Source organism: Yersinia mollaretii ATCC 43969 (genome assembly GCF_013282725.1).
Taxonomy (GTDB): Bacteria; Pseudomonadota; Gammaproteobacteria; order Enterobacterales; family Enterobacteriaceae; genus Yersinia; species Yersinia mollaretii.
Window position 1 is genome coordinate 209,589 of record NZ_CP054043.1, and the last position, 22,704, is coordinate 232,292.

A 22,704-nucleotide genomic window follows, 5' to 3' on the forward strand; every position below is an offset into this window, starting at 1 on the left:
CCGTTTTATTCTTCCGCCCTATGAGCGCACTAAGAATCCCCATCGCGTTACAGCAAGCAGTTATGCGCTGTCTACGCGACAAATTGCAGCTGGCAAATCAGCACCTTGGCACCACTTATCCGGAGCCAAAAATCAATTATTATCAACGTGGTACTAGCGCAGGCAGTGCCTATCTGCAAACCTTCGAAATTCGCCTAAATCCGGTATTATTGCTGGAAAATCAACAACCATTTATTGATGAAGTGGTCCCTCATGAACTGGCCCACCTGCTAGTTTATCGTCAGTTTGGACGAGTGCCCCCCCATGGCAAAGAGTGGCGCTGGATGATGGAACAGGTGCTGCAAGTCCCAGCCAGCCGCACCCATCAGTTTGAAGTGGCCACGGTGCGCAGCAAGACCTTCAATTATCAGTGTAAATGCCAGCAACACGCCTTAACCATTCGCCGCCACAATAAAGTGCAGCGCGGTGAGAGCGAATACCGCTGCCGTCAATGTGGTGAAAAACTACAATTTATCGCGATAAAGAGCGGTTAGCATTTTACGTTACTTGTTATAAAACAGCGTGTTAACTTGCTATCCATAACTATTGTCTATAACCTGCCTGCTTTTCATCATCGGGCTGTTTTGAGATATGTTACGCAACTTTCTGTTCCTGCTGGTTTTATCCTCCCCTTTGCTTCCACTGACGGTCTACAGTCAAAGCATCAATAACTTCTCTCAGGCCAAAGCGGCTGCCGCGAAAATCAACCAAGATGCGCCCGGCAGTTTTTACTGTGGCTGCAAGATTGACTGGCAAGGTAAAAAAGGGGTTCCTGACCTGAATAGCTGCGGCTATCAAGCCAGAAAAAATGCCCAACGCGCAGCACGAATTGAGTGGGAACATGTGGTGCCAGCTTGGCAATTTGGCCATCAGCGCCAGTGCTGGCAGCAAGGTGGCCGTAAAAACTGTGCCAAAGATCCGGTCTATCGCCAGATAGAGACAGATTTACATAATCTACAACCGGCGATTGGCGAAGTGAATGGCGACCGTAATAACTTCATGTATTCTCAATGGAATGGCGGCAACGGCCAATATGGTCAGTGTGAGATGAAAGTTGATTTTAAGAATAAGGTCGCGGAGCCGCCCGCTCGTGCTCGTGGAGCGATCGCACGAACCTATTTTTATATGAGTGAGCAGTATCAACTGCGCCTCTCTAGCCAGCAAAGCAAACTGTTTGATGTCTGGAATCGCCAGTATCCGGTGACAGATTGGGAGTGCCTGCGCGACGAGCGAGTCGCGAAAGTCCAAGGGAATCATAACCCTTATGTACAACGGGCTTGCCAGCAGCGAAAGGGCTAATCTAGTATATTGGTCAATCAATCCGAATCCCCTATGCGCCTCATAAATAGGATTGCCGCATGGGCGATATTTTCGATTGGCTGATGCTTCCCTGCCTCTGGTATCCTTAGGCACTTATTTATTTCGCGCAGCTCAATCAGCCGCGCGGTATGTTTTCGTTTCAGGACTTAGGGCAACCCATGCGTATACCCCGCATTTATCATCCGCAACCCTTGCAGGCGAATACTGAACTTGCGCTGAGTGATGAAGCCGCTAATCACGTCGGCCGCGTGCTCAGAATGAGCGAAGGGCAAAACCTGCAATTATTTGATGGCAGCAATCAGGTTTTCACTGCTGAAATCATCCGGGTAGATAAAAAAAGTCTGGTTGTCCGCCTCGCCGAAGGGCAGTTGGAAGACCGCGAATCGCCACTGAATCTGCATCTGGGTCAGGTGATCTCCCGTGGCGAAAAAATGGAGTTTACTGTACAAAAATCCATTGAACTGGGTGTCAATGTGATTACTCCGCTGTTTTCTGAACGCTGCGGCGTAAAGTTGGATGGTGAGCGTCTGGCGAAAAAAATCCAACAGTGGCAGAAAATTGCTATTGCCGCCTGCGAACAGTGCGGCCGCAATACTATTCCTGAAATCCGTGCAGCAATGCAGTTATCCGATTGGTGCGCAGAGCAGGATGACAGCCTGAAGCTGAATCTGCATCCCCGCGCTAGCAACAGCATTAACACCCTACCCCCATCGCTCAACAAAGTACGTTTGCTGATTGGCCCAGAAGGCGGCCTCTCTGTCGATGAAATTGCCATGACCTCGCACCTTGGATTTACTGATATCCTGCTAGGGCCGCGAGTGCTGCGTACCGAAACTACCGCCCTTACCGCAATCACCGCTTTGCAGGTGCGATTTGGCGATCTGGGATAAAATTCGTTTCCATTAGGAGAGAATAATGATCAAGCTCGGCATCGTAATGGACCCCATTACATCCATTAACATCAAGAAAGACTCCAGCTTCGCCATGCTATTAGAAGCACAGCGCCGTGGTTGGGAACTGCATTACATGGAGATGGGTGACCTCTATATGCGTGGCGGCGATGGCCGCGCCCGCACCCGCCTGCTGAGTGTGAAGCAAGATAAGGACGATTGGTTCAGTTTTGGTGCAGAGCAAGACCTGCCCTTGCATGACCTTGATGTCATCCTGATGCGCAAAGATCCCCCGTTTGATACTGAATTCATCTATGCCACCTATATTCTGGAACGGGCGGAAGATAAAGGGACGTTGGTGGTGAATAAGCCGCAGAGCCTGCGCGACTGTAACGAAAAACTGTTTACCGCTTGGTTTGCTGACTTGACACCGGACACGCTGGTTAGCCGCAGTAAAGACCATATCCGTAAATTCCATCAAGAACACGGCGATATCATCCTGAAACCACTGGATGGCATGGGCGGTACCTCAATATTCCGCGTAAAACAAGACGACCCTAATCTGTCAGTGATCATTGAGACACTAACCGAGTTGGGTAGCCGATTCTGTATGGCGCAGAACTTCCTGCCCGCCATTAAAGAGGGCGACAAACGTGTCTTGGTGGTTGATGGTGAACCGGTGCCTTACTGCCTGGCGCGAATCCCGGCACAAGGTGAAACCCGGGGTAATCTGGCCGCCGGTGGCCGTGGTGAAGCTCGCCCACTCAGTGAGAGTGACTGGAAAATTGCCCGCGCAGTTGCCCCAGTATTGAAGCAAAAAGGCTTAATTTTTGTCGGCTTAGATATTATCGGCGATCGCCTGACTGAGATTAATGTCACCAGCCCAACTTGCATCCGTGAAATTGAAGCCGCTTTCCCCGATGTCTCTATTACCGGCATGCTGATGGATGCCATTGAAGTTCGGTTGTCAAAGAAATAAGCCCGATAGCCTCCCCATCAACTTGGAGTCGCAGCCAACAACCCTGCGGCTTCAAGGGCGAAGGGGGTCGTGACTTTATCCTCATTTATCCGCATACTTACACCAGTTCACCCCTTAACTCAGCGAATTCTCTATATAACATAATGAATTTACAGCATCATTTTCTTATCGCTATGCCGTCACTTCAGGACCCGCAATTTATGCGCTCGGTTATCTATATCTGTGAGCATAACGAAGAGGGGGCCATGGGTTTGGTGATTAATCGGCCGATGGAGCAGTTCACGGTAGAAACTGTGCTGCAAAAACTGAAAATTACCCCTTCACCGCGTGATCCTGCAATACGTCTGGATAAACCGGTATTGGCAGGTGGGCCGCTGGCAGAAGATCGCGGGTTTATCCTGCATTCGCCACGGCAAGGTTTTGGCTCCAGTATCCCCATTTCAGCCGACACCATGATAACCACCTCCAAAGATGTGTTGGAGACGTTTGGCACACCTGAGCAGCCTAAAAATCTGCTGGTGGCACTCGGTTATGCGGGCTGGCAGCAGGGACAGCTAGAGCAGGAGTTGCTGGATAACGCGTGGCTGACGATTGAAGCTGATACCGATATTCTGTTCCACACCCCGATTGCTGAGCGCTGGCAAGCAGCAGCCAGCAAGTTGGGTATCAATATTTTTAATATTGCCCCGCAAGCAGGACACGCTTAATGGCTAATCGCACTATTGTCGCCTTTGATTTTGGCACCAAAAGCATCGGCGTGGCTATTGGTCAGGAGGTCACTGGCACAGCCAGAGCGCTGACCTCATTTAAAGCTCAGGATGGCACCCCAGACTGGCAGAAAGTCGAAAAACTGCTGAAAGAGTGGCAGCCTGATTTGGTGGTGGTCGGATTGCCACTGAATATGGATGGCACTGAGCAACCACTGACCGCTCGCGCGCGTCGGTTCGCCAACCGCCTGCATGGCCGCTTTGGTGTATCGATCGCCTTACAGGATGAGCGCCTCAGCACCGTTGAGGCTCGCGCCAATTTGTTTGACAGTGGCGGTTACCGCGCACTGGACAAAGGCAGTGTCGATGCCGCCTCTGCGGTCATTATTCTCGAAAGTTGGTTTGATGAACACGCGAGCTAAATAGACTTTTTTATTTGCCAAAAGCGGTTCCCAAGCTTGTATTTCCACGTTCTGATGGGTCATCCACGCATATCATGGCACCCGCGCTCACGGAATTGTATACTCTCTTTATGCCAATAAGCGGCTCAAAATATTGCACACCCCACGTGGGTGTTTTTTACATTTATTGAGGTTTTCTCATGACAAAAGTGACTGTTGCTGCGACTCAAATGGCCTGCTCTTGGGACCTGCCTAAGAACATTGAAAATGCCGAGAAACTGGTACGTCAGGCGCACGCCAAGGGCGCACAGATCATTCTGATTCAGGAGCTGTTTGCCGCGCCTTATTTCTGCATTGATCAAAGCCCGGAACACTATGCACTGGCCCAAGAGCTGGATAATAGCCCGTTGATCCAGCACTTCTCCAAGCTAGCAGCCGAGCTGCAAGTGGTGTTGCCACTGAGTTTCTTTGAGAAAGCCAATAATGCCTATTACAACTCGCTGGTCATGATTGATGCTGATGGCGCGGTTCTGGATGTGTACCGCAAAACTCATATTCCAAATGGCCCCGCCTATCAGGAGAAACAGTTCTTTATCCCAGGCGATACTGGCTTTAAAGTCTGGCAGACCCGCTATGCCAAAGTCGGCGTCGGTATCTGCTGGGATCAGTGGTTCCCAGAGACCGCCCGTAGCCTAGCACTGCTTGGCGCAGAAGTTATCTTCTACCCAACGGCTATCGGTTCTGAACCGGCTTACCCTGAAATCGACAGTCAGCCACACTGGACCCGTGTCCAGCAAGGCCATGCTGCTGCGAATCTGGTCCCTGTTATTGCCTCTAACCGCATCGGCACCGAGAAGAGCAAGTTTATCGATGGTCTGGAAATGACCTTCTACGGCTCTTCTTTTATTGCCGACCAAACCGGCGCCCTGCTGGCTCAGGCGAACAAAACTGATGAAGCCATTTTGGTGCATGAGTTTGATTTGCAGGAGATCGCTGCACAGCGCGCGTCATGGGGCTTGTTCCGCGATCGTCGCCCAGAAATGTATCAGGCATTGGCCACTTCTGACGGCAAGACCCGGAGATAATTTATGTCTGCACAAGACTCTGTTTTACAAAGTTCAGTATCACAAGCACTATCCGGCAAGCCACAACAGGACGGCTTTTTTATGCCAGCCGAATGGGCGAAGCAAGATGCCGTCTGGATGCTGTGGCCTTATCGTCAGGACAACTGGCGCGGTAAAGGCATCCCTGCCCAGCAGACCTTTGCCAAAGTGGCCGAAGCCATCAGCCGTACCACTCCGGTATTTATGGGTGTACCTGCTGAGTTTATGGCGCAAGCTAAAGCCACCATGCCAGCCAGTGTCACCTTGGTAGAGATGGCCAGCGATGATGCTTGGATGCGTGATACCGGCCCGACTATGGTGATCAACGGTGCCGGTGAGCGCCGCGCAGTTGACTGGCAGTTCAACGCTTGGGGCGGCCTTAACGGCGGCTTGTATAGCGACTGGCAACAAGATGAAAAAGTTGCCACACAGGTGAGTGACTTCCTGAATAATGCGCATTACAGCGCTCCGTTGGTGTTAGAAGGTGGCTCTATTCATACTGATGGCGAAGGCACTTTGCTGACCACCGCTGAATGTTTGTTAAATCCAAACCGTAATCCGCACCTGAATCAGTCACAGATTGAGCAGTTGTTGCGTGAATATCTCGGTGTCACACATTTCATTTGGTTGCAGGACGGCGTTTATAACGATGAGACTGATGGTCACATCGACAATATGTGCTGCTTTGTCCGCCCCGGTGAAGTCGCCCTGCATTGGACCGACGATCAGCAGGATCCACAGTACGCGCGTTCCGTCGCCGCTTTTGATGTGTTATCCAATGCCGTCGATGCCAAAGGCCGCAAGCTGAAGATCTGGAAGTTACCGGCTCCCGGCCCACTGTATAACACCGAAGAAGAGACCTTCGATGTGCTATCCAGTGATGCCGTGCCACGTACCGCTGGCGAACGGCTTGCTGGCTCTTACGTTAATTTCCTGATCAGTAACCAGCAGATTATTTATCCTCTACTGGATAGCCGCACTGACGGGTTGGCACAAGAGCTGTTGCAGCAGATGTTCCCTGACTACACGATTGTCGGTGTTCCTGCCCGCGAGATCCTGCTAGGCGGGGGGAATATTCATTGTATTACCCAGCAGATCCCCGCAGTCTAGTTTCCCTTCGTACTTGGAGCCGCTGCTGTGTTAGCGGCTCTCACTTACCCGAATCACTGACTTATGCAGCTCTGCCCCATCCCGTGACCTGATAGTCAGTTAGCCATCGCCAAACTGCCCTCTTTCTGTCGCTGCGCGATACTCTGTTCAAAGGTTTGCATTCCCCATTGCCCGCCGGACTGTATCACTGTCGGTAGCTGATAGGTTTTACCTTCACGAATCAGATGGCTACCAGCAGGGGTCTGCGTCAGTACTTCAAACACCGCAATACGCCCACCCCCACTCTTATGACACAACTTCTGCGCGATCACTGCTCGCAAGCTGGCCGCCAACTGCGCCTGAATAACTGTTTTCTCTGCTGCGGGGAAAACATCCACCAGCCGATCTATTGCCTGAGTGGCCGTGCGGGTATGCAGTGTCGCCAACACCAGATGCCCAGTTTCAGCTGCGGTTAGCGCCAGCCTAATTGTCTCCTGATCCCGTAACTCCCCCAGCAGAATGATATCGGGATCTTGTCGCAGTGCTGCGCTTAAGGCACCACTGAAAGAGTGGGTATGGCTGCCCAGTTCCCGCTGCTGGATCAAACATAATTGGCTGCAATGAATAAACTCGATCGGATCTTCAAGCGTGATGATATGGCGAGCCTGCTGCTGATTAATGTCACTGACCATCGCACTCAATGTGGTGGATTTACCGCTACCCGTAGCACCAGTCACCAGAATCAATCCATTCTCTTGCCTGATAAGTTGACTAATAATGCTTGGGGCATCCAATTCAGCCAGTGATGGGCAGGTAGCGGATATAAGACGAAAAGCGATGGATTGCCCCTGCCGTTGCTGAAAAACATTAGCCCGTAACCTTTGCCCCATAGCAGTGGTATAGGCGCAATCCACCTGCCCAGTGTGTTGCAATCGCTTTTGCTGAACCTCACTCAATAAGTGCTGACTAAGCCCATTGAGCCAACCAGCATTAACCCGTGGCCAGTGGGTAAAGGTTTTCAGTTCACCCTCGATGCGCAATACCGGGTGATATCCGGTACAAAGGTGCAGATCTGACGCATTATGATTTACACTAGCCGCCACTTTATTTGCGAAATCCTGTTCGTTAAAACCATCACTGGTAGGTTCGGGATTTTCTAAATCGATGCATCTGGTCGCTATACCGACATATGCGGGGTTATCCGGCTCTGAATTTTTATCATCAAGACGGGTGAAATCCATATCAAACTCCTGGGTCCATATGAGCACAATTGAGCAGAATCTACAGGATGTCAGAGCGCGGATCGCCACAGTTTCACGTAGTTGCGCACGTTCTCCAGAAGAAGTTACCTTACTTGCAGTGAGTAAAACTAAACCTGTGACCGCTATCGAAGAAGCTATCGCGGCAGGCCAATATGCCTTTGGTGAAAATTATGTGCAGGAAGGGGTGGATAAAATCCACTATTTGGCCAATAAGCCCCATATTCCCCCTCTTGAATGGCACTTTATTGGTCCACTGCAATCCAATAAAAGTCGGTTAGTGGCAGAGAATTTCGCCTGGTGTCATACCGTTGATCGGCTAAAAATAGCACAGCGTTTGAGTGCACAACGCCCGGCAGATATGCCTGCGCTGAATGTCCTGATTCAGGTCAATATCAGTGATGAGCAAAGCAAATCAGGCATTGCCTTAGCGGAATTGCCTGCATTGGCGGCCAATATTAGCGAACTGCCGAATCTACATTTGCGTGGGCTGATGGCTATTCCAGCCCCCGAAACTGATTATCAGCGACAACTGGCAGTATTTGAGCAAATGAATCAGGCGTTCTTGACTTTAAAAGCCCAGTACCCTCAGATGGATACGCTTTCTATGGGTATGACGGATGATATGCCCGCAGCCATTGCTGCTGGCAGCACATTAGTGCGTATTGGCACGGCTATTTTTGGTGCCCGCGCGTAAACACCGTTGCGGCTTCAAGAACGGCAGACACAGGTTACCCAAAGTCATTGGAGTTGCAGGTAGGCGGCAAGAGAGCGAATCCCGATGACCTGACTCAAGTCAGTGATTCGGGTAAGTGAACATAGCCAACAACCCTGCGGCTTCAAGAACGAAGGGTAAAGGAGAGAATATTCAATGCAGCATCGCCACATTACATTCATTGGCGCGGGCAATATGGCTCGCGCGATTATTGCAGGTTTAGTGGTTGGTGGTTACCCCGCTAAAATGATCAGTGTTTGTGCGCCTTCCGGTAAAAACCGTGACGCGCTGGCCGCTGAGTTTGGTGTTATCAGTAGTGATGATAATATCGCCGAGGCACAAAAGGCCAACGTGATCATTTTAGCGGTTAAGCCTCAATTGATGGCCGATGTATGTCAGCCGTTACAGGAAAATGTCGACTTCACCGGCAAACTGGTACTTTCCATCGCTGCGGGTGTTCAGGTTTCGCGCTTCTATGCATTATTGGGCGATAGACTCAATCTGGTACGTATTATGCCCAATACCCCATCCCTGATAGGGAAAGGAATGAGCGGCTTATATGCACCGGAACAGGTTTCGCAGGATGACCGCGACTTCACTACTGCGCTAATGAGTTCGGTGGGCAAAGTTTGTTGGGTGAATGACGAGAATGGTATCAACAGCGTGATTGCGGCGGCAGGTAGTGCACCCGCCTATTTCTTCCTGTTTATGGAAGCGATGCAGCAAGAAGCCGAGCGGTTAGGTTTTGACAGTGAAACCGCCCGCCTGCTGGTGCAACAAGCCGCCTCTGGTGCCACTGCACTGGTGGAAGCCAACCCGCAATTGCCTATTTCAACACTGCGCCAGCAAGTAACGTCTAAAGGTGGAACCACGGCTGAGGCCATTCGGGTGTTTAATGAGCAACACTTAGCGGAAACTGTTGCCGCCGCCATGCAAGCGGCGATTGTGCGAGCAAAAGAGATGGAAAAGCTGTTCTAACGGCGACAAAATTTACAAAAACCGACACTAGCCCCGACCGTTTCTCGTTAAGATAGGGGTCTGTAACATATGCGAATATCTAATATTAAGGACGAAAGCAACTCATGCTAACGCTGACTTTTCTGGCCAAAACGGTCATTGACCTGTATGTGATGGTACTGCTGTTGCGCATCTGGATGCAGTGGGTTCACAGCGATTTCTACAATCCGTTTTCGCAATTTGTAGTGAAAATTACGCAACCGATAGTGGGTCCACTGCGCCGAATTATCCCATCACTGGGGCCAATCGACAGTGCATCACTACTGGTGGCATTTTTGTTGATGACCATTAAGTTCCCACTGTTATTACTGATTGGCAGCGGTTCGATATCCCTCAGCCCTTACAACCTGCTGTTTGGGGTTATTGCTCTGGTTAAAGCCGCCGGTTATCTGATTTTCTGGATCATGATTATCCGCGCACTGATGAGCTGGGTCAGTCAAGGTCGCAGCCCGATGGACTACCTGCTGCATCAGTTAACCGAACCATTGATGGCACCAATTCGTCGCATCTTACCTGCCATGGGCGGTATCGATTTTTCAGCGATGGTCGTTATTCTTATCCTGTATCTGATCAACTTCTTAGGTATGGATTTGTTAGGCGAGCTTTGGGTTATGCTGTGAGTGCAGCAACATCCTTGCTGGACGGGCTGGTACTCAGGCTATATATTCAGCCGAAAGCCAGCCGTGATCAGATAGTTGGTTTACATGGCGATGAATTGAAAGTCGCCATTACCGCCCCACCCGTTGATGGGCAAGCTAATGCCCACTTAATCAAGTTTATCGCTAAGCAGTTTCGGGTAGCGAAAAGTCAGGTCATTATCGAAAAGGGCGAGTTGGGGCGGCACAAACAGATTAAAATCGTCAATCCGCAACAGATACCGCCAGAAGTCGCGGTGTTGCTTGAGTGATATTTTCCCGCCAGACCATTCAGTCTCAGCCAAGAAGTATCAGCGAAAAATTCAGGATTCATTCATGCAAAAAATAGTATTAGCCACCGGTAACCCCGGAAAAGTGCGCGAGCTGGCAAGCTTGCTCGCTGATTTCGGCTTAGATGTCGTCGCGCAAACCGAACTGGGCGTCGAGTCTGCCGAAGAGACCGGCTTAACCTTTATCGAAAATGCCCTATTAAAAGCGCGCCATGCAGCCCAGATGACAGGGTTGCCCGCTATCGCCGATGACTCAGGTTTGGCGGTTGATGCTTTGGCTGGTGCACCTGGAATTTACTCCGCCCGTTTCGCGGGTACTGACGCCAGTGATCAGGAGAACCTCGATAAACTTCTGGTGACACTGAAAGATGTTCCCGATGGACAGCGCAGCGCTCAATTCCATTGCGTACTGGTTTATATGCGCCATGCTGATGATCCAACACCGTTGGTGTTCCACGGCCAATGGCCTGGCGTGATTGCTCATCAACCTGCGGGTACTGCCGGATTTGGCTATGACCCTATATTCTATGTGCCTGAATTGGGCAAAACCGCAGCAGAATTGACCCGAGAAGAGAAACACGCGGTATCTCATCGTGGCCAAGCCCTGAAATTGATGTTGGATGCGCTGCGCAATGCTTAAATTACCTCCGCTCAGTCTCTACATTCATATTCCCTGGTGTGTGCAGAAGTGCCCTTACTGCGACTTTAACTCCCATGCGCTGAAAGGTGATGTGCCTCATCAGGAATATGTAGAGCACTTATTGGCGGACCTTGATGTCGATGCGCCACTGGTCAGTGGACGTGAGATCAGCACTATTTTCATTGGCGGTGGTACCCCTAGTTTGCTCAGTGCCGAGGCAATGCAACAGTTGCTCGATGGTGTACGCGCTAGATTGCCCGTGGCCGTGGATGCTGAAATTACCATGGAAGCCAATCCCGGCGCTGTTGAAGCCGATCGCTTCAGTGGCTATCAACGCGCCGGTATCAACCGTATCTCTATTGGTGTGCAAAGCTTTAGTGCGCAGAAATTAACACGCCTTGGGCGGATACATGGGCCAGATGAAGCTAAGCGCGCCGCAGAGCTGGCAACCTCATTGCAGTTGCGCAGTTTTAATCTGGATTTGATGCATGGCCTACCTGACCAGACATTAGAGGAAGCGCTGGATGATTTGCGTCAGGCTATTGCGCTGAACCCACCTCATCTCTCTTGGTATCAGTTGACTATCGAGCCGAATACCAGTTTCAGTTCACGGCCACCTGTCCTGCCAGATGACGATGCGCTGTGGGATATCTTCCAGCAAGGGCATCAATTACTCAGTGCCGCTGGGTATCAGCAATATGAAACCTCGGCCTATGCTAAACCGGGTTATCAATGCCAGCACAACCTTAATTACTGGCGCTTTGGCGATTATCTGGGTATTGGTTGTGGGGCGCACGGTAAAATTACCTTTAGCGACGGCCGAATATTACGCACGATAAAGACCAAGCATCCCCGTGGTTTTATGCAGGGTAAATACCTTGATAAGCAATATGAAGTGGAAGCTGCCGATCGACCTTTTGAGTTCTTTATGAACCGCTTTCGCCTGCTGGAAGCTGCGCCACGCGCGGATTTCTATCACTTTACCGGTTTGGCTGAAAGTACCATCCGCCCGCAGTTGGATGAGGCGTTAGCCAAAGAGTATTTAATTGAAACAGAGGAGTACTGGCAAATTACCGAAAAAGGGAAGCTATTCCTTAACTCGCTGCTGGAGCTGTTTTTATAACTACAGTCTGATAAGAAACAAATTGGCCAATAATAAATAAACTGGCGGATAGATAACATGAGGGCATAATCTGCCCTCTGCGTATTTGAGATATCCCCGCAGATATTATACCCCCTCAAGAACATCATAGCCGGTGCTTAATTTACACCCACAGAATCCATAGACGGTGAATGCACCACCGCAGGCTGCGACACCCACTGTGGCGAAATAAATTCTGGATAGATCTCGACTGAATCCATTGCCCCCATAGCCTCAGTTAATGAGCCAATATCCAGACCCGACGCCTCAATCAATTCTGCCGTTAATAGTGGTTCAGGATTGGTGACTGGTTGTGGTTCGGCAATAAAGGCCTGCTCAATAGCCATTCCTCTGTCCAGCCGTAATATCAATTGATCAAAGGTCATATCCTGTTCTGATAACTGAGCAATGTGCTCTGCTGTTAATTTTTTCTGGTGAAAATAGTGTCTCAAATTTAGTGATTTATTTAGCGCCAAAGGGGGCTGCCCTTCACTAAATGGCACACCATACTCTTTTAATACTGTAATGTTATCCAGCATTAAATTAAAATTTTCGCGGCTATTGATATTATATCTTATTGCCCACTGAATGAGGACTTCGCGACTGAAACCATACTCCTGCCAACAAAACTCAATATCGAGTTCGGTAAGATCAATTCTATTTCTTAACACAAAATCTACTGATCTATCATCTAACGGAGAGTGGTTAATTGAGTTAAGTTGATCCAATAAATAGTCAATATCAGCCGATCGACGTAAATGATATTGACTGACTCTGTCGGCAAGATTTCTCGTGCTCAGATTGTCACGATCAAGTCTGGCTAACTGTTCCGCTGTCAGACTAATATGCTCGGCAATTAATGGTTGGCAAACTTGATTAATTCTCTCTCTTATCAGCGGCAAAGGATCAGCCACACGGGAATAGTAACGCCAGGCCACCGTTGCCAATGATACCAAATAATCTATATCAGCCGGATTATTTATCCGGTGGTTAACCGCCCACGTTTTAATCGTATTAAGTTGGCTAAGAGTATTATAGCCGTCAGATGAATCGATATCGGCTAACTGGCGGATACTCAATGTCAGCCCCAGGGATTTAAGCTCTTGGCATAACTGGTAATACTCGTTGGAATAAGGACGTAGGTTGAATAACTCATCAAAAGCAATCTGAGAATCTTCCACCCAAATAAATTCTACTTGTTTCCCTTGTCCAAGATACCAATCTACAAATGTGATACGGTTAAGTGCGTCACCCTGAATATCAAGAATGAGATTATTTCCACGACGCTCGGCTGATAAGGTATGTAAACCAATGGTATGATCCAGATACAGCTGATCTTCCCCACTGCTCTCCTCGATATTTATCACGCCACTGCCAGCACTATAATAATAGGTATCATCACCAGAACCGCCTTTTAGCTTGGTATTTTCGCGACCACGGATATAGATTATGGCATCATTCCCATCCCCGGAATCAATACTGTTTTCAGGGAGAAATGTTGCGGCATGAATTACAATCTCATCATTATCGGCACTGACAGCGGGTACCTGTTGTGCTGCAATAAAAGGGCGGTTTTCACTGTCTATATTTACCCGATAATAAACAAACTCACCGCTAACAGGGTCACGATACTGCGACTGCCCACATTTATCAGTTATTATCAAATGACGATAGGACTCATCTGCCAGATAATTCAATAAACGGATGCGCTGGTGCTTTTCCGATTGTTCGCGATGATGCAACAAAACATCGTCCCCATCAGCTTCAACAATTATGTCACTGAGCAACCAAGAGGCCAGAACTAAAGTATCTGTAGCCAATGAATCGTCATGATTATCTATTCTAATCTCTGTAGGATTGTCCATCTCATCCTGAATAAAGTAGGTGTCATTACCACCGTATCCAGATAACAACCCATGCCCTTTCAATGCTTGAAAAATATTATCATGTTGGTCCCCCAACAGTTCATAATGGGGTAAGAACCCTATCAATAGGGAGTGCTCACGGGGAGATAAAGTGACAAAATCCGGTAAAATGCATTGGCGTAATATTTTATCTTTCTCACCCTCAATTCGGTTTATATGGGTAACGACATGCTGCTGTTGATGAAGACCTAATGACAATTGTACTACCATGCTTTCTGGGCTGTTCTTTCCTAGCAGATGTTTATAGCCTCGATCAGTCAGCGGCAAATAATAAGCCACCATCTCCGGGGAGAATTCACACTCTTCATTAAAAAATGTTGGCCATAATGGCGTCAGGATAAAACCATCTGCAGTCTGAATATTGAAACTCAGCACTTGCTGTTTATAGTTATTCAGCATTTCATAAATATCAATTAGCCTGACCTCTGTTATATAACCGTCACTACTCCTGAGTTTAATTAATATATCTAACTGTTCTAGTTCGATAGAAATTATTTCATTTAAATTATGGTCTAGCAAAATATTACTGGTGGATAATTTTTCACTGTTGTTTTCCTGTTCCTCTTCAATACGTATCTTAACGGGATGATCACGACTATTTTTAAGAATGTGATAATTATCTAGCCCTCGTCCTCCGTTCGCGACTCCGGCCTCCAGCGCCAATACATCATTACCTGCATAAGCATGAATTTCATCTTCAGCCCCCATGCCATTAAGATAATTATCCAAGTCAGTACCCATGATTTTGTCATTAACACTTTCATGGCCGATAACATTTTCAAAATTATAGAGTAATGCAACTCTTTTCTTACTGTCATGAGAGATCTGACTGTAATATCCAGTATTTATATCTATAACACTATGAACATTCTTATCTAACATCTCTCCCAGAGTTACCGTATCATTACCCCTATCACCATTTAGTATATGTATATTAGTGCCAATAGATTTAGTTAAAATAAAAGTATCTGCATTCTCTCCGCCCTTATACTCCTTAACTCCTTCACCTACTGTAAAAATATTTTTCTTTTTACTATAACCTTCAGCTATATCATGCCCCCCACCTAAATCATACAGCGCAGCTACATCATTTTCGTTTACTTCAAGTAATGGATGAGCTTGTATTTCACCTTGTTTAGAGAGGGAAATTAAATTATGGCCCCCATATTCATTCTGAGAAAGAGAGATAATTTTATTTTGTTCTATTTTTGCCAATCGGTTCTGACGATAACGAACTCGGCTCCCCTCTTCTTCTCTAAGCGTAATTTTGTTTATCATTAGAGGTGTATCAAATGTATAATTTTCGGCGATCTTTTTTCCCCATGAACGATAATAAGTTCCATCATCTAAAATCACGATCAAGTCGAGAAAACCATCTTTGTTTAAGTCCGCCAACTGTAATTGTGATCGATGGGGAGTGAGTGAAGAGAGTAGATCATGAAGCCCCCTAGGTAATTTTATCTTACTCTGATTAAACTCATGAGTACTATTACCTGATAGTTGTAGCATTTCACCCTGTTTATTGAACAGCAGAACATCATCAAAACCATCCCGATTAATATCACCCACTAATGAATATGGATAATCCAGACTATTTCCATCATATAAACTTCGTTTTATTGGATTAATAAATTCACGTGAATGGGATGTAAAATCATTAATTTCCTCGGACTGAGGGAATAGTACTGTATCATAGTTATAAATCGTCATCCCATTATGAGAAAAAATAATAACCTCAGAAACTCCATCACCATTAAAATCACCTAATAATGGGAAGGCCATATTAGAAAATTCTTTTTCCAATATAGCCATAGGTAACTTTTCTGATGGCAACACTTGATTTATTTTACTATAACCTCCTTCAGTATTAGCTAGAAAAATATCCATTTCATAATACCAGCTATCAATGTAATCCTCCAAGGAAGAGAATCCTAATGAGTTTCTGGTTGAGGAAAAATAGGTATAGCATTTCCCATGAATAACAATAAAATCATTAATACCATTACGGTCAACATCACCATGAAGAATGAAGTTACCTTTCACAGAATCACCGCTTAACTCACTTAAATTATGATAAAGATTTAACTTCTCAATTTTAACAACACTCGCATTACTCTCATATTTAGTATTATCGGCAATAATAGTGTCATTAACTGAGTTTATATTATCCAACTGATAATACTCATGTTGACCCCGTTCAGCATATTCAGTATAAATTCGGGCATTTTCCAGAGGATCCCCCAAAAAAGCTCTCACTTTTTCAGTGATCTGCACGAACTGAGATCGATCATCTCGCTTAATAAAAGGAATGCTCTGGAGGATAGTTTCTCCTCGACTGTAAAACAGAGTATCAACACCCACACTTTTTTCTAGCAGTTCCTGATAATAATCATGCTGTTGTTGTTGAATATGACTTATGGTTTGGTTATATCTGATTTGGTTATCTACACCGGGTGCTAAGGGAAATTTTAAAAATAGCCTCAAGCCATTTTCAAATCTTTGGCCTCCCGTCATATCCGGTACAATGTCGCGAATTCTCTCAATCTGACTCACCGCAGAGTAAATTTCACCTGCAACCATCATTGTAGCGGCTAATATAATGCCTACCGGCCCAGCCATTATGCCTACTGTACCTCCTACGGCCATAGAAATAGCAACTCCCAGACCAATAGCGGCATTAATCGTTGAGAAAATACCACTAGCCATAAGATCTCTTCTGATATGTGGGTCTGTCTCAGTCGCCAATCGTGAAAAAGCGTAGTACGCCTGATAAATATCAATGCCAGAGGTGATTACTGACAGTATAGGTAGGGTAAAACGAGCAATGCCTGAGGCGGTCTGGCGAATAGCTATTTGACGAAGATCTTTAAGAAAATGGCTATTAAGCAATAAGGTAGGATGATGCTTTAATAACGTTATTCTACTCAGAAAGGCTGGTGTCATTACAGCCCCATTACCAATAATCTTTTGCAGGTAACGGATTCCCCAAGTCCTAAATGCAAATTGCAGCGCATTTATAGCAATATTTGCCCCCACCCCCCCCCCAAACCAGAGCTAACTGCTGCCGCATCTCCCTATTTTGTTCTGTGTTAAGTTCTCCCGAATTTAGTCGTCGTTTATAATCAGCAACCAAGCGGAATGCTGAAATTAATCCATACCCTTGCATGGCGTAACCCATTCGGCCAAAAGAACCATAGAAAGATGAAGGTTTTTTTAATAATGATAATATATGTACTTTAGAATTACTTTTGAAATTATGATTTTTAATTTCAGTTAATTTATGTTCTGTGGTTAATCGTAGATTTCTACTTTCTGTAACATTAAGCCCCTCCGTGATTCCCAATAAAATATCAGAGGGACTCGCATAGAGTCTCATATACCGCTGTAGCCACTGAGCCACAATCATGGCATCAACATCTGATGCAGTAGCCATAAAGAGGTCAAAAGCCACTGGGTTAACCTTTAGCTGAGAAATTATCGGGTTACTCCTTGAAAATTTCTCTGCATCGACTATTGCCTTTCCCTCAAATCTAAGCCCCGCTTTATACAATAATGTAGCTTTAATAGTTAGACCAAACGAATTGATATCTATAGTCTTTATTCGTTGGTACTCCGTATTAAAACCCAACTGCAAAAAATTTTGTAATGATAAGAATTGATGGGTGTTACTGGGGGTATCCATAATGGACAATCTAAGAGCACGCTCTTTAGGCAGCGAGTAATTATCGATCAGATAATCTTTTACCCTATCATGGGATATATTCGTTACAGTACCAATATTTGGGTCATAAAAGATGATTTTATTTATGCCAAAATCATCATTTTTTACTATTATTGCAAAATGATAATTCTCATGTGATAGTTGATAACATCCAACAGGTAATTCACTCAGATTCTCTTGGAAAAAAGGTGGACTATCAGTCTCTTTTAGATCATTTAACAACTGACGAAATCTATGCATATCATCTAATTCAGTCACTGATGCAATCAACTCCTGTTGACGATTATAGATATCACTATCTATAGATAAAGAATCCAAAAATAACTTTTCTTGCTTTTGCGAGTAAAAATGAATATAAGCCTGTGTTAATTTTTTCATCATATTATTACTGTTACTGAAATAAAGAGATTGCACATGGTAATCTATATCAACAGATAAATTGGAAAGATGATCAATGCTTTTAAGTACTTTATCATTTCTATCTTTAATCTTACCCAACGCACTTATTATTGATATATCATTAAAAAAGTCATTTCTCGCAATCTTATGTATCAATTTCAAGTTTTCATTTAAACTTTGAATGCGCATTGGATCATGTAAAGTCAGTAATAACTCATTAGTATTAATACTTTTATTAGTTGATTGTGGGAACCACTCAGCCAATTGTCGCCGTTGTTTATTGCTTAGTTCTGTAATAGCAAGATGCCCAGAAACCAGACTATCTATTATCCCTATAGTATTTTTTAAACGCTTCTGCATATTCTCTTTACGTACAGTCGTTATTTCCCCCCAGTGATTCCAATAAAGCTGCTCTGTTTGATTACCCGATAAGTTATTATCTTCAATATGTGCTTTAAGCTTATGGCCTCCAGAGTCTACCCCAAGAGCAGTGATTGCAGCTGACACATTGGTTTTAATACTAAATTTATGCAACTTGAACATAAAATCATGAGCAAAACTATTATTTCTATCATTACTACTCATTGAGCAGCCCACCAAACTGACCTGACTGGGTTTAATACTGATTTGGTGCTCTATCTTAAGGTTATGTGTGAAGGCGCTGAGATTCTCTGCTAGTTTTTTGGCTAACTGCCCAGCCAAAGTTTGGTGATGACCATCATGTTCATCATTCATCCGGCCATGCCCGACCACTTGCCAACGTAAATTACTCTTGCCACCTATGGCCTTCAGCCTTTTAATCAATTCTTGTTCATTAAGTTGATGCCAGCCACCATAGGGATTCTCATTCATGATAAATGCTCGGTAGTGGTTGTTTGCATCTAGCTGAATAACAATTGAGTTCCTAGGGTGCTTCCCCGCCAATCTTACTACCGCACGGTTAACTATTGGATCATTTTCGCACTGGAAGATAATCTGCATATCATAAAACATTGAACCATCTGTTTTATTAACTTTACTTATTGAAAGTAAATCCCAGTCATTGACCTGATGCATATTAGGTTGCTTTACTAAAAATTCACGTAGCGATGCTATTTTGAAAACGTCAGGATTATTGACCACTACAGATTGCCAATTATTTTCCTTACGTAAATTAGGTTGTTTTTTGGTTATATCAAGGTAATTAACAAACTTTAAATATGCATCTTCATTGTTAATGGTTAAGGCCAATAATCCAACATCAATCATACCATTACCATCAGAAAAATAAGGTATTAAATACTCTGAGTGTAATGTAACAAGTTGTTCAATTGTTTTTGTTTTATTTTTAACATCAGTTATTAATAATTCAATTGCCGCAGTGCCATTAATCAATAACACCCCATTTTTATAATGATAAGTAACCTGATGATCAGATGAATTGAGTAACGGTGTGTTCGGATCTTCAGCAGCCCAAGTCGCGATTCTTCCCGGGTATTGTGGTGAGTTACCCACTTCAGAGGTATAGGCTATTATCGGAATGTCTAATCCATCACGATGTAGCATATTGACAAAGCGCAATGCTGGATGCGTGGAACGAAATCCCAAAGGGCCACGACCCTGATCACCAATATTAGAAATTGACAGTATAACTTTCACTGGTTGTGATAGATGCATTTGCCTGATAGTATTTTTATAGACTTCATAAATAGATAATATATTTGATTCGCCATATTTATTACTATGTATACTGATAATCAACTCGAATCCGATAGGTTGCTGTATACTCTCCATCACACCAAATGCGATACGTGCTTCACTACTTTCCAGATCAAGTTGTAACACCACCGATTGATATGGATTATAAGATGCAAAAACCTCACTACTCTCTAATAGGGAAAGTTCGTCATATAATTGCAATATTAGTTGGGGGTAGTAATTTCTTTTTCCAAATTCAGAGTAGTATGACAATATGTGGCCCTGACTAATAACCTGCCAACTATTTATATAAGCCCCAGGAATAATATCCTTTTGTAAAATAGGGTTAAAATCGACTATTTCCTTTAAAAACTCAAGTCTAACACCCACTTTATAAGCCAAGTGATTCATTAACTCTACATATTTAGGATGACGTAGTTTAGGTATATTCTTACTAAGAATGACTTTTAACTCGACTAACTGTAGCCAAACCCTAGGATGAGTGATTGGTAATGCCTTAACTAGCCTATTATATTTGCTTAATGCATCCTCAATAGAGTATCCCGCTTGCTGTTCAGAAGCATCTTCAATACTTATCGTTCTGATGGTTTGTAAAAGATCTTGGCGAATCGTCACATCATCAGGTGAGAGTTTACGCCAAGAAATGTTATCTCTAAGTCCCGCAACATAAGCGACACCCTGTTCATAAGCGAAAACATACTCTTCACTATCATTAATTACCTTAACCATTAAATTACTTGGTATTTCCGCCAATCCTTCATAACTGTTAACAATAAAATCCATCACTATCTTCATATGGTAGCTATCATTAATTTTAGCACTTATTATTCTGTAGTCACCTTCATTCCCGATTGAATATAATTTGAAACCTCCATCATTAATTTCAATATTTAGTCCATTAGATTCCAGAAAGTAATTAAAAGCATTCAGTTTCGAGCTTTCTATCATTGCCTGATGATTAATCCAAGAATTATTGTTTTTTTCAGCTAGAATAATAGAGTCACAAACAATCGTATTATTAATTATTTGTAAATTATCAGGGATGTTTTTCGAAGTATAATTAGCGAGTATGAAACGTTCTAAGGTGGCTATTTGCCCTAACTGATTATGAATACTCTCTACCGTGATCTGTATCCTTCGGTCTGATAGAGTATTTATCACCAAAGTGGCCGCGATTAAATCTCGCTCACTGATGGTTACCTTCCATTTATCCCTTAATAAGTAAAATGGCAAAAACTTTCGCTTTATCCCTTCTGTATTGATATTGATAACATCACTATTAAACTCAAGTGGAATAGTAGATTCAAATAACTCGCGTATATATATTGGTAGATTCCTTTTCTCCTCAACGAGGCTATCAATAAAAATTCTACTTTCATTAACTTGTTCAACAGTGAAATTATCAAACCAGTGTTCAAACTGGTTATTATCATCAATCTTATTCTTAATATAACCAGCACGCTCAGATCTAGTCAGTGTATCGAAATACCTTATCTCATCTAACTCACCATGAATTTTTTCCAGGAAAAAACGTAATATGGCAGCTCTCGGCGATGCAGTATCTTGATCAATATAATTAATGATCTCCCTTCGGGTCGATACCAAGGCTGAGTAAAAATCAACATATAACCAGTATTTATAGACGCCGTCTAATGCATCTTGCTGCAACCAGGCCGGAAGGCGCTCATAATCAACAATCATGCCAACTTCACTGCCTGTCAATAATGAGCCTATCTCTTCCAGAGGCTTATCTTGGTAAAACTCTATAGGCTCATGGAGAATGCGAATGTCACCAATTAACCTTTTTTTTTGTAAGCTACGTAATATTGGCAGTTTACTATGCCAAAAATAGTTATTAGCTCTTAATCCAACAGGAGAACTTAAATAGACCGTACCACCACGTTCAGCACTAAATGTGGCATAAACAGAGCAAAAATATGAAGCGACTTTATAGTACATAATATTTGTTGCTCTCTTAACCTCCTGATCTAGTCCGCTCACTATATCGGTTTTTAACAACTCCCCTATCGCCATCATAAAATATAGCCCTGGGATATCTTTTAACCCGGACATAACTTGCTTATTATCAATTCCCAACTTTTCTTCTAACAATCCCATATAATGCCAAACATCACCTGAGTAGAACATATATAACCGTTCTTTTCCTGTCTGATGGGGAGGCGACTCCATAGAAAATCCAAGATGATCGATATATATAATTAACTCATTTAGTTTTGTATAATCATCAAGAACAATTCCATCAATGAGTAGGTCTGCTATTTTATTTTTTTCTGGCTCGCTTAAACTATCAGGCCCTGATATACCTTCTTGAACGATGAAGCTAACCATCGGTTCAATATAGTTAACTAGCTTCTCTTTTATTAAACTAATATTGACATATGAATAATAATATTTATTAACTCTCTCTTTATTAGTATCACTTATTCGCCTGTACGTTTCAGTGACCAGAGATAATCGCTGCTCTAATGATAACTTGCTTGAATGAAGCATAGATTCTGTATTTTCATTGACCATACTCACTCCTCAATAGATAAGTAGCATTGTATATAAATTCAATTTAAACGATGAATAATAACTAAAAAAAACGGTTTAAATATATCTCATAATAAAAGAGTGAAATATAAACACCAAATCAACAATAAGAATTAATCAAGATGACATTTACAGAAAGAGTAGCGGGGGTAATTTTTAGCGGGTATTTAAATAGATGTCTAT

Annotated in this window: 17 protein-coding genes; 14 read left to right on the forward strand and 3 right to left on the reverse strand. The window is 44.3% G+C overall.

Translation table 11 applies throughout. The features are described 5' to 3' along the window. The first annotated feature begins 20 nt into the window (after nucleotides 1–20). The 8 genes from HRD69_RS00945 (at nucleotide 21) to aguA (ending at nucleotide 6,549) form a co-directional block, all read left to right on the forward strand. On the forward strand, nucleotides 21–533 hold the full coding sequence (locus tag HRD69_RS00945) for a SprT family zinc-dependent metalloprotease (RefSeq protein WP_004876687.1): 513 nt from the start codon (nucleotides 21–23) through the stop codon (nucleotides 531–533). A gap of 97 nt (nucleotides 534–630) precedes the next feature. Further along, on the forward strand, nucleotides 631–1,338 hold the full coding sequence (endA, locus tag HRD69_RS00950; protein ID WP_004876686.1) for a deoxyribonuclease I: 708 nt from the start codon (nucleotides 631–633) through the stop codon (nucleotides 1,336–1,338). A 179-nt stretch (nucleotides 1,339–1,517) separates the two neighbouring features. Further along, entirely contained in the window at nucleotides 1,518–2,249 is a 732-nt protein-coding gene (gene rsmE / locus HRD69_RS00955; protein WP_004876684.1) for a 16S rRNA (uracil(1498)-N(3))-methyltransferase, read from the forward strand. A 25-nt stretch (nucleotides 2,250–2,274) separates the two neighbouring features. Then, nucleotides 2,275–3,228 (forward strand): glutathione synthase, encoded by a 954-nt coding sequence (gene gshB, locus HRD69_RS00960; protein WP_004876681.1) that lies wholly within the window; start codon nucleotides 2,275–2,277, stop codon nucleotides 3,226–3,228. 143 nt (nucleotides 3,229–3,371) lie between these two features. After that, on the forward strand, nucleotides 3,372–3,935 hold the full coding sequence (locus HRD69_RS00965) for a YqgE/AlgH family protein (protein ID WP_004876679.1): 564 nt from the start codon (nucleotides 3,372–3,374) through the stop codon (nucleotides 3,933–3,935). Next, nucleotides 3,935–4,357 (forward strand): Holliday junction resolvase RuvX, encoded by a 423-nt coding sequence (ruvX, locus tag HRD69_RS00970; protein ID WP_032815217.1) that lies wholly within the window; start codon nucleotides 3,935–3,937, stop codon nucleotides 4,355–4,357. The genes HRD69_RS00965 and ruvX overlap by 1 nt, the downstream gene beginning before the upstream one ends. A 179-nt stretch (nucleotides 4,358–4,536) precedes the next feature. Beyond that, entirely contained in the window at nucleotides 4,537–5,421 is an 885-nt protein-coding gene (gene aguB, locus HRD69_RS00975; RefSeq protein ID WP_004876676.1) for an N-carbamoylputrescine amidase, read from the forward strand. Between the two features lie 3 nt (nucleotides 5,422–5,424). Continuing rightward, nucleotides 5,425–6,549, forward strand: a complete 1,125-nt coding sequence (aguA, locus tag HRD69_RS00980) for an agmatine deiminase (protein ID WP_004876675.1) — start codon at nucleotides 5,425–5,427, stop codon at nucleotides 6,547–6,549. 95 nt (nucleotides 6,550–6,644) lie between these two features. On the opposite strand, the gene HRD69_RS00985 is transcribed toward aguA, so the two are convergent. After that, complete coding sequence (locus HRD69_RS00985; protein ID WP_004876673.1) at nucleotides 6,645–7,769, reverse strand: type IV pilus twitching motility protein PilT; 1,125 nt, start codon at nucleotides 7,767–7,769, stop codon at nucleotides 6,645–6,647. Nucleotides 7,770–7,788: 19 nt separating this feature from the next. Between HRD69_RS00985 and HRD69_RS00990 the strand changes: the two genes are divergently transcribed. From HRD69_RS00990 to hemW, 6 genes are all read left to right on the forward strand, one after another. After that, the gene (locus tag HRD69_RS00990; RefSeq protein WP_032815216.1) at nucleotides 7,789–8,484 is read left to right on the forward strand and encodes a YggS family pyridoxal phosphate-dependent enzyme; all 696 of its coding nucleotides are present in this window, start codon (nucleotides 7,789–7,791) and stop codon (nucleotides 8,482–8,484) included. 174 nt (nucleotides 8,485–8,658) lie between these two features. Next, on the forward strand, nucleotides 8,659–9,480 hold the full coding sequence (gene proC, locus HRD69_RS00995; protein ID WP_004876904.1) for a pyrroline-5-carboxylate reductase: 822 nt from the start codon (nucleotides 8,659–8,661) through the stop codon (nucleotides 9,478–9,480). Between the two features lie 104 nt (nucleotides 9,481–9,584). Then, nucleotides 9,585–10,139, forward strand: coding sequence for a YggT family protein (locus HRD69_RS01000; protein ID WP_004876903.1), 555 nt, complete (start codon nucleotides 9,585–9,587; stop codon nucleotides 10,137–10,139). After that, nucleotides 10,136–10,426: a DUF167 family protein YggU gene (gene yggU / locus HRD69_RS01005; RefSeq protein WP_032815286.1), complete on the forward strand. Its 291-nt coding sequence runs from the start codon at nucleotides 10,136–10,138 to the stop codon at nucleotides 10,424–10,426. Before HRD69_RS01000 ends, yggU begins: the two co-directional genes overlap by 4 nt. Nucleotides 10,427–10,490: 64 nt before the next feature. After that, a complete protein-coding gene (locus tag HRD69_RS01010) occupies nucleotides 10,491–11,084 on the forward strand; it encodes an XTP/dITP diphosphatase (protein ID WP_004876901.1) in 594 nt (197 codons plus the stop codon). Then, nucleotides 11,077–12,207 carry a radical SAM family heme chaperone HemW gene (gene hemW, locus HRD69_RS01015; RefSeq protein WP_032815285.1) on the forward strand — a complete coding sequence of 377 codons (1,131 nt, stop codon included), beginning with the start codon at nucleotides 11,077–11,079 and terminating at the stop codon, nucleotides 12,205–12,207. The genes HRD69_RS01010 and hemW overlap by 8 nt, the downstream gene beginning before the upstream one ends. Nucleotides 12,208–12,344: 137 nt before the next feature. Here hemW and HRD69_RS01020 read toward each other — a convergent pair whose 3' ends face one another. After that, nucleotides 12,345–17,186 (reverse strand): FG-GAP repeat domain-containing protein, encoded by a 4,842-nt coding sequence (locus HRD69_RS01020; RefSeq protein WP_152412114.1) that lies wholly within the window; start codon nucleotides 17,184–17,186, stop codon nucleotides 12,345–12,347. Next, nucleotides 17,143–22,503, reverse strand: coding sequence for a C80 family cysteine peptidase (locus tag HRD69_RS01025; RefSeq protein ID WP_004876898.1), 5,361 nt, complete (start codon nucleotides 22,501–22,503; stop codon nucleotides 17,143–17,145). Before HRD69_RS01025 ends, HRD69_RS01020 begins: the two co-directional genes overlap by 44 nt. Nucleotides 22,504–22,704: the final 201 nt, after the last annotated feature.

What these genes read in the sequence shown, in the direction of transcription:
- HRD69_RS00945 (WP_004876687.1), top strand. Translation starts at nt 21, where the DNA reads ATGAGCGCACTAAGAATCCCCATCGCGTTACAGCAAGCAGTTATGCGC.
- endA (WP_004876686.1), top strand. Translation starts at nt 631, where the DNA reads ATGTTACGCAACTTTCTGTTCCTGCTGGTTTTATCCTCCCCTTTGCTT.
- rsmE (WP_004876684.1), top strand. Translation starts at nt 1,518, where the DNA reads ATGCGTATACCCCGCATTTATCATCCGCAACCCTTGCAGGCGAATACT.
- gshB (WP_004876681.1), top strand. Translation starts at nt 2,275, where the DNA reads ATGATCAAGCTCGGCATCGTAATGGACCCCATTACATCCATTAACATC.
- HRD69_RS00965 (WP_004876679.1), top strand. Translation starts at nt 3,372, where the DNA reads ATGAATTTACAGCATCATTTTCTTATCGCTATGCCGTCACTTCAGGAC.
- ruvX (WP_032815217.1), top strand. Translation starts at nt 3,935, where the DNA reads ATGGCTAATCGCACTATTGTCGCCTTTGATTTTGGCACCAAAAGCATC.
- aguB (WP_004876676.1), top strand. Translation starts at nt 4,537, where the DNA reads ATGACAAAAGTGACTGTTGCTGCGACTCAAATGGCCTGCTCTTGGGAC.
- aguA (WP_004876675.1), top strand. Translation starts at nt 5,425, where the DNA reads ATGTCTGCACAAGACTCTGTTTTACAAAGTTCAGTATCACAAGCACTA.
- HRD69_RS00985 (WP_004876673.1), bottom strand. Translation starts at nt 7,769, where the DNA reads ATGGATTTCACCCGTCTTGATGATAAAAATTCAGAGCCGGATAACCCC.
- HRD69_RS00990 (WP_032815216.1), top strand. Translation starts at nt 7,789, where the DNA reads ATGAGCACAATTGAGCAGAATCTACAGGATGTCAGAGCGCGGATCGCC.
- proC (WP_004876904.1), top strand. Translation starts at nt 8,659, where the DNA reads ATGCAGCATCGCCACATTACATTCATTGGCGCGGGCAATATGGCTCGC.
- HRD69_RS01000 (WP_004876903.1), top strand. Translation starts at nt 9,585, where the DNA reads ATGCTAACGCTGACTTTTCTGGCCAAAACGGTCATTGACCTGTATGTG.
- HRD69_RS01010 (WP_004876901.1), top strand. Translation starts at nt 10,491, where the DNA reads ATGCAAAAAATAGTATTAGCCACCGGTAACCCCGGAAAAGTGCGCGAG.
- hemW (WP_032815285.1), top strand. Translation starts at nt 11,077, where the DNA reads ATGCTTAAATTACCTCCGCTCAGTCTCTACATTCATATTCCCTGGTGT.
- HRD69_RS01025 (WP_004876898.1), bottom strand. Translation starts at nt 22,503, where the DNA reads ATGGTCAATGAAAATACAGAATCTATGCTTCATTCAAGCAAGTTATCA.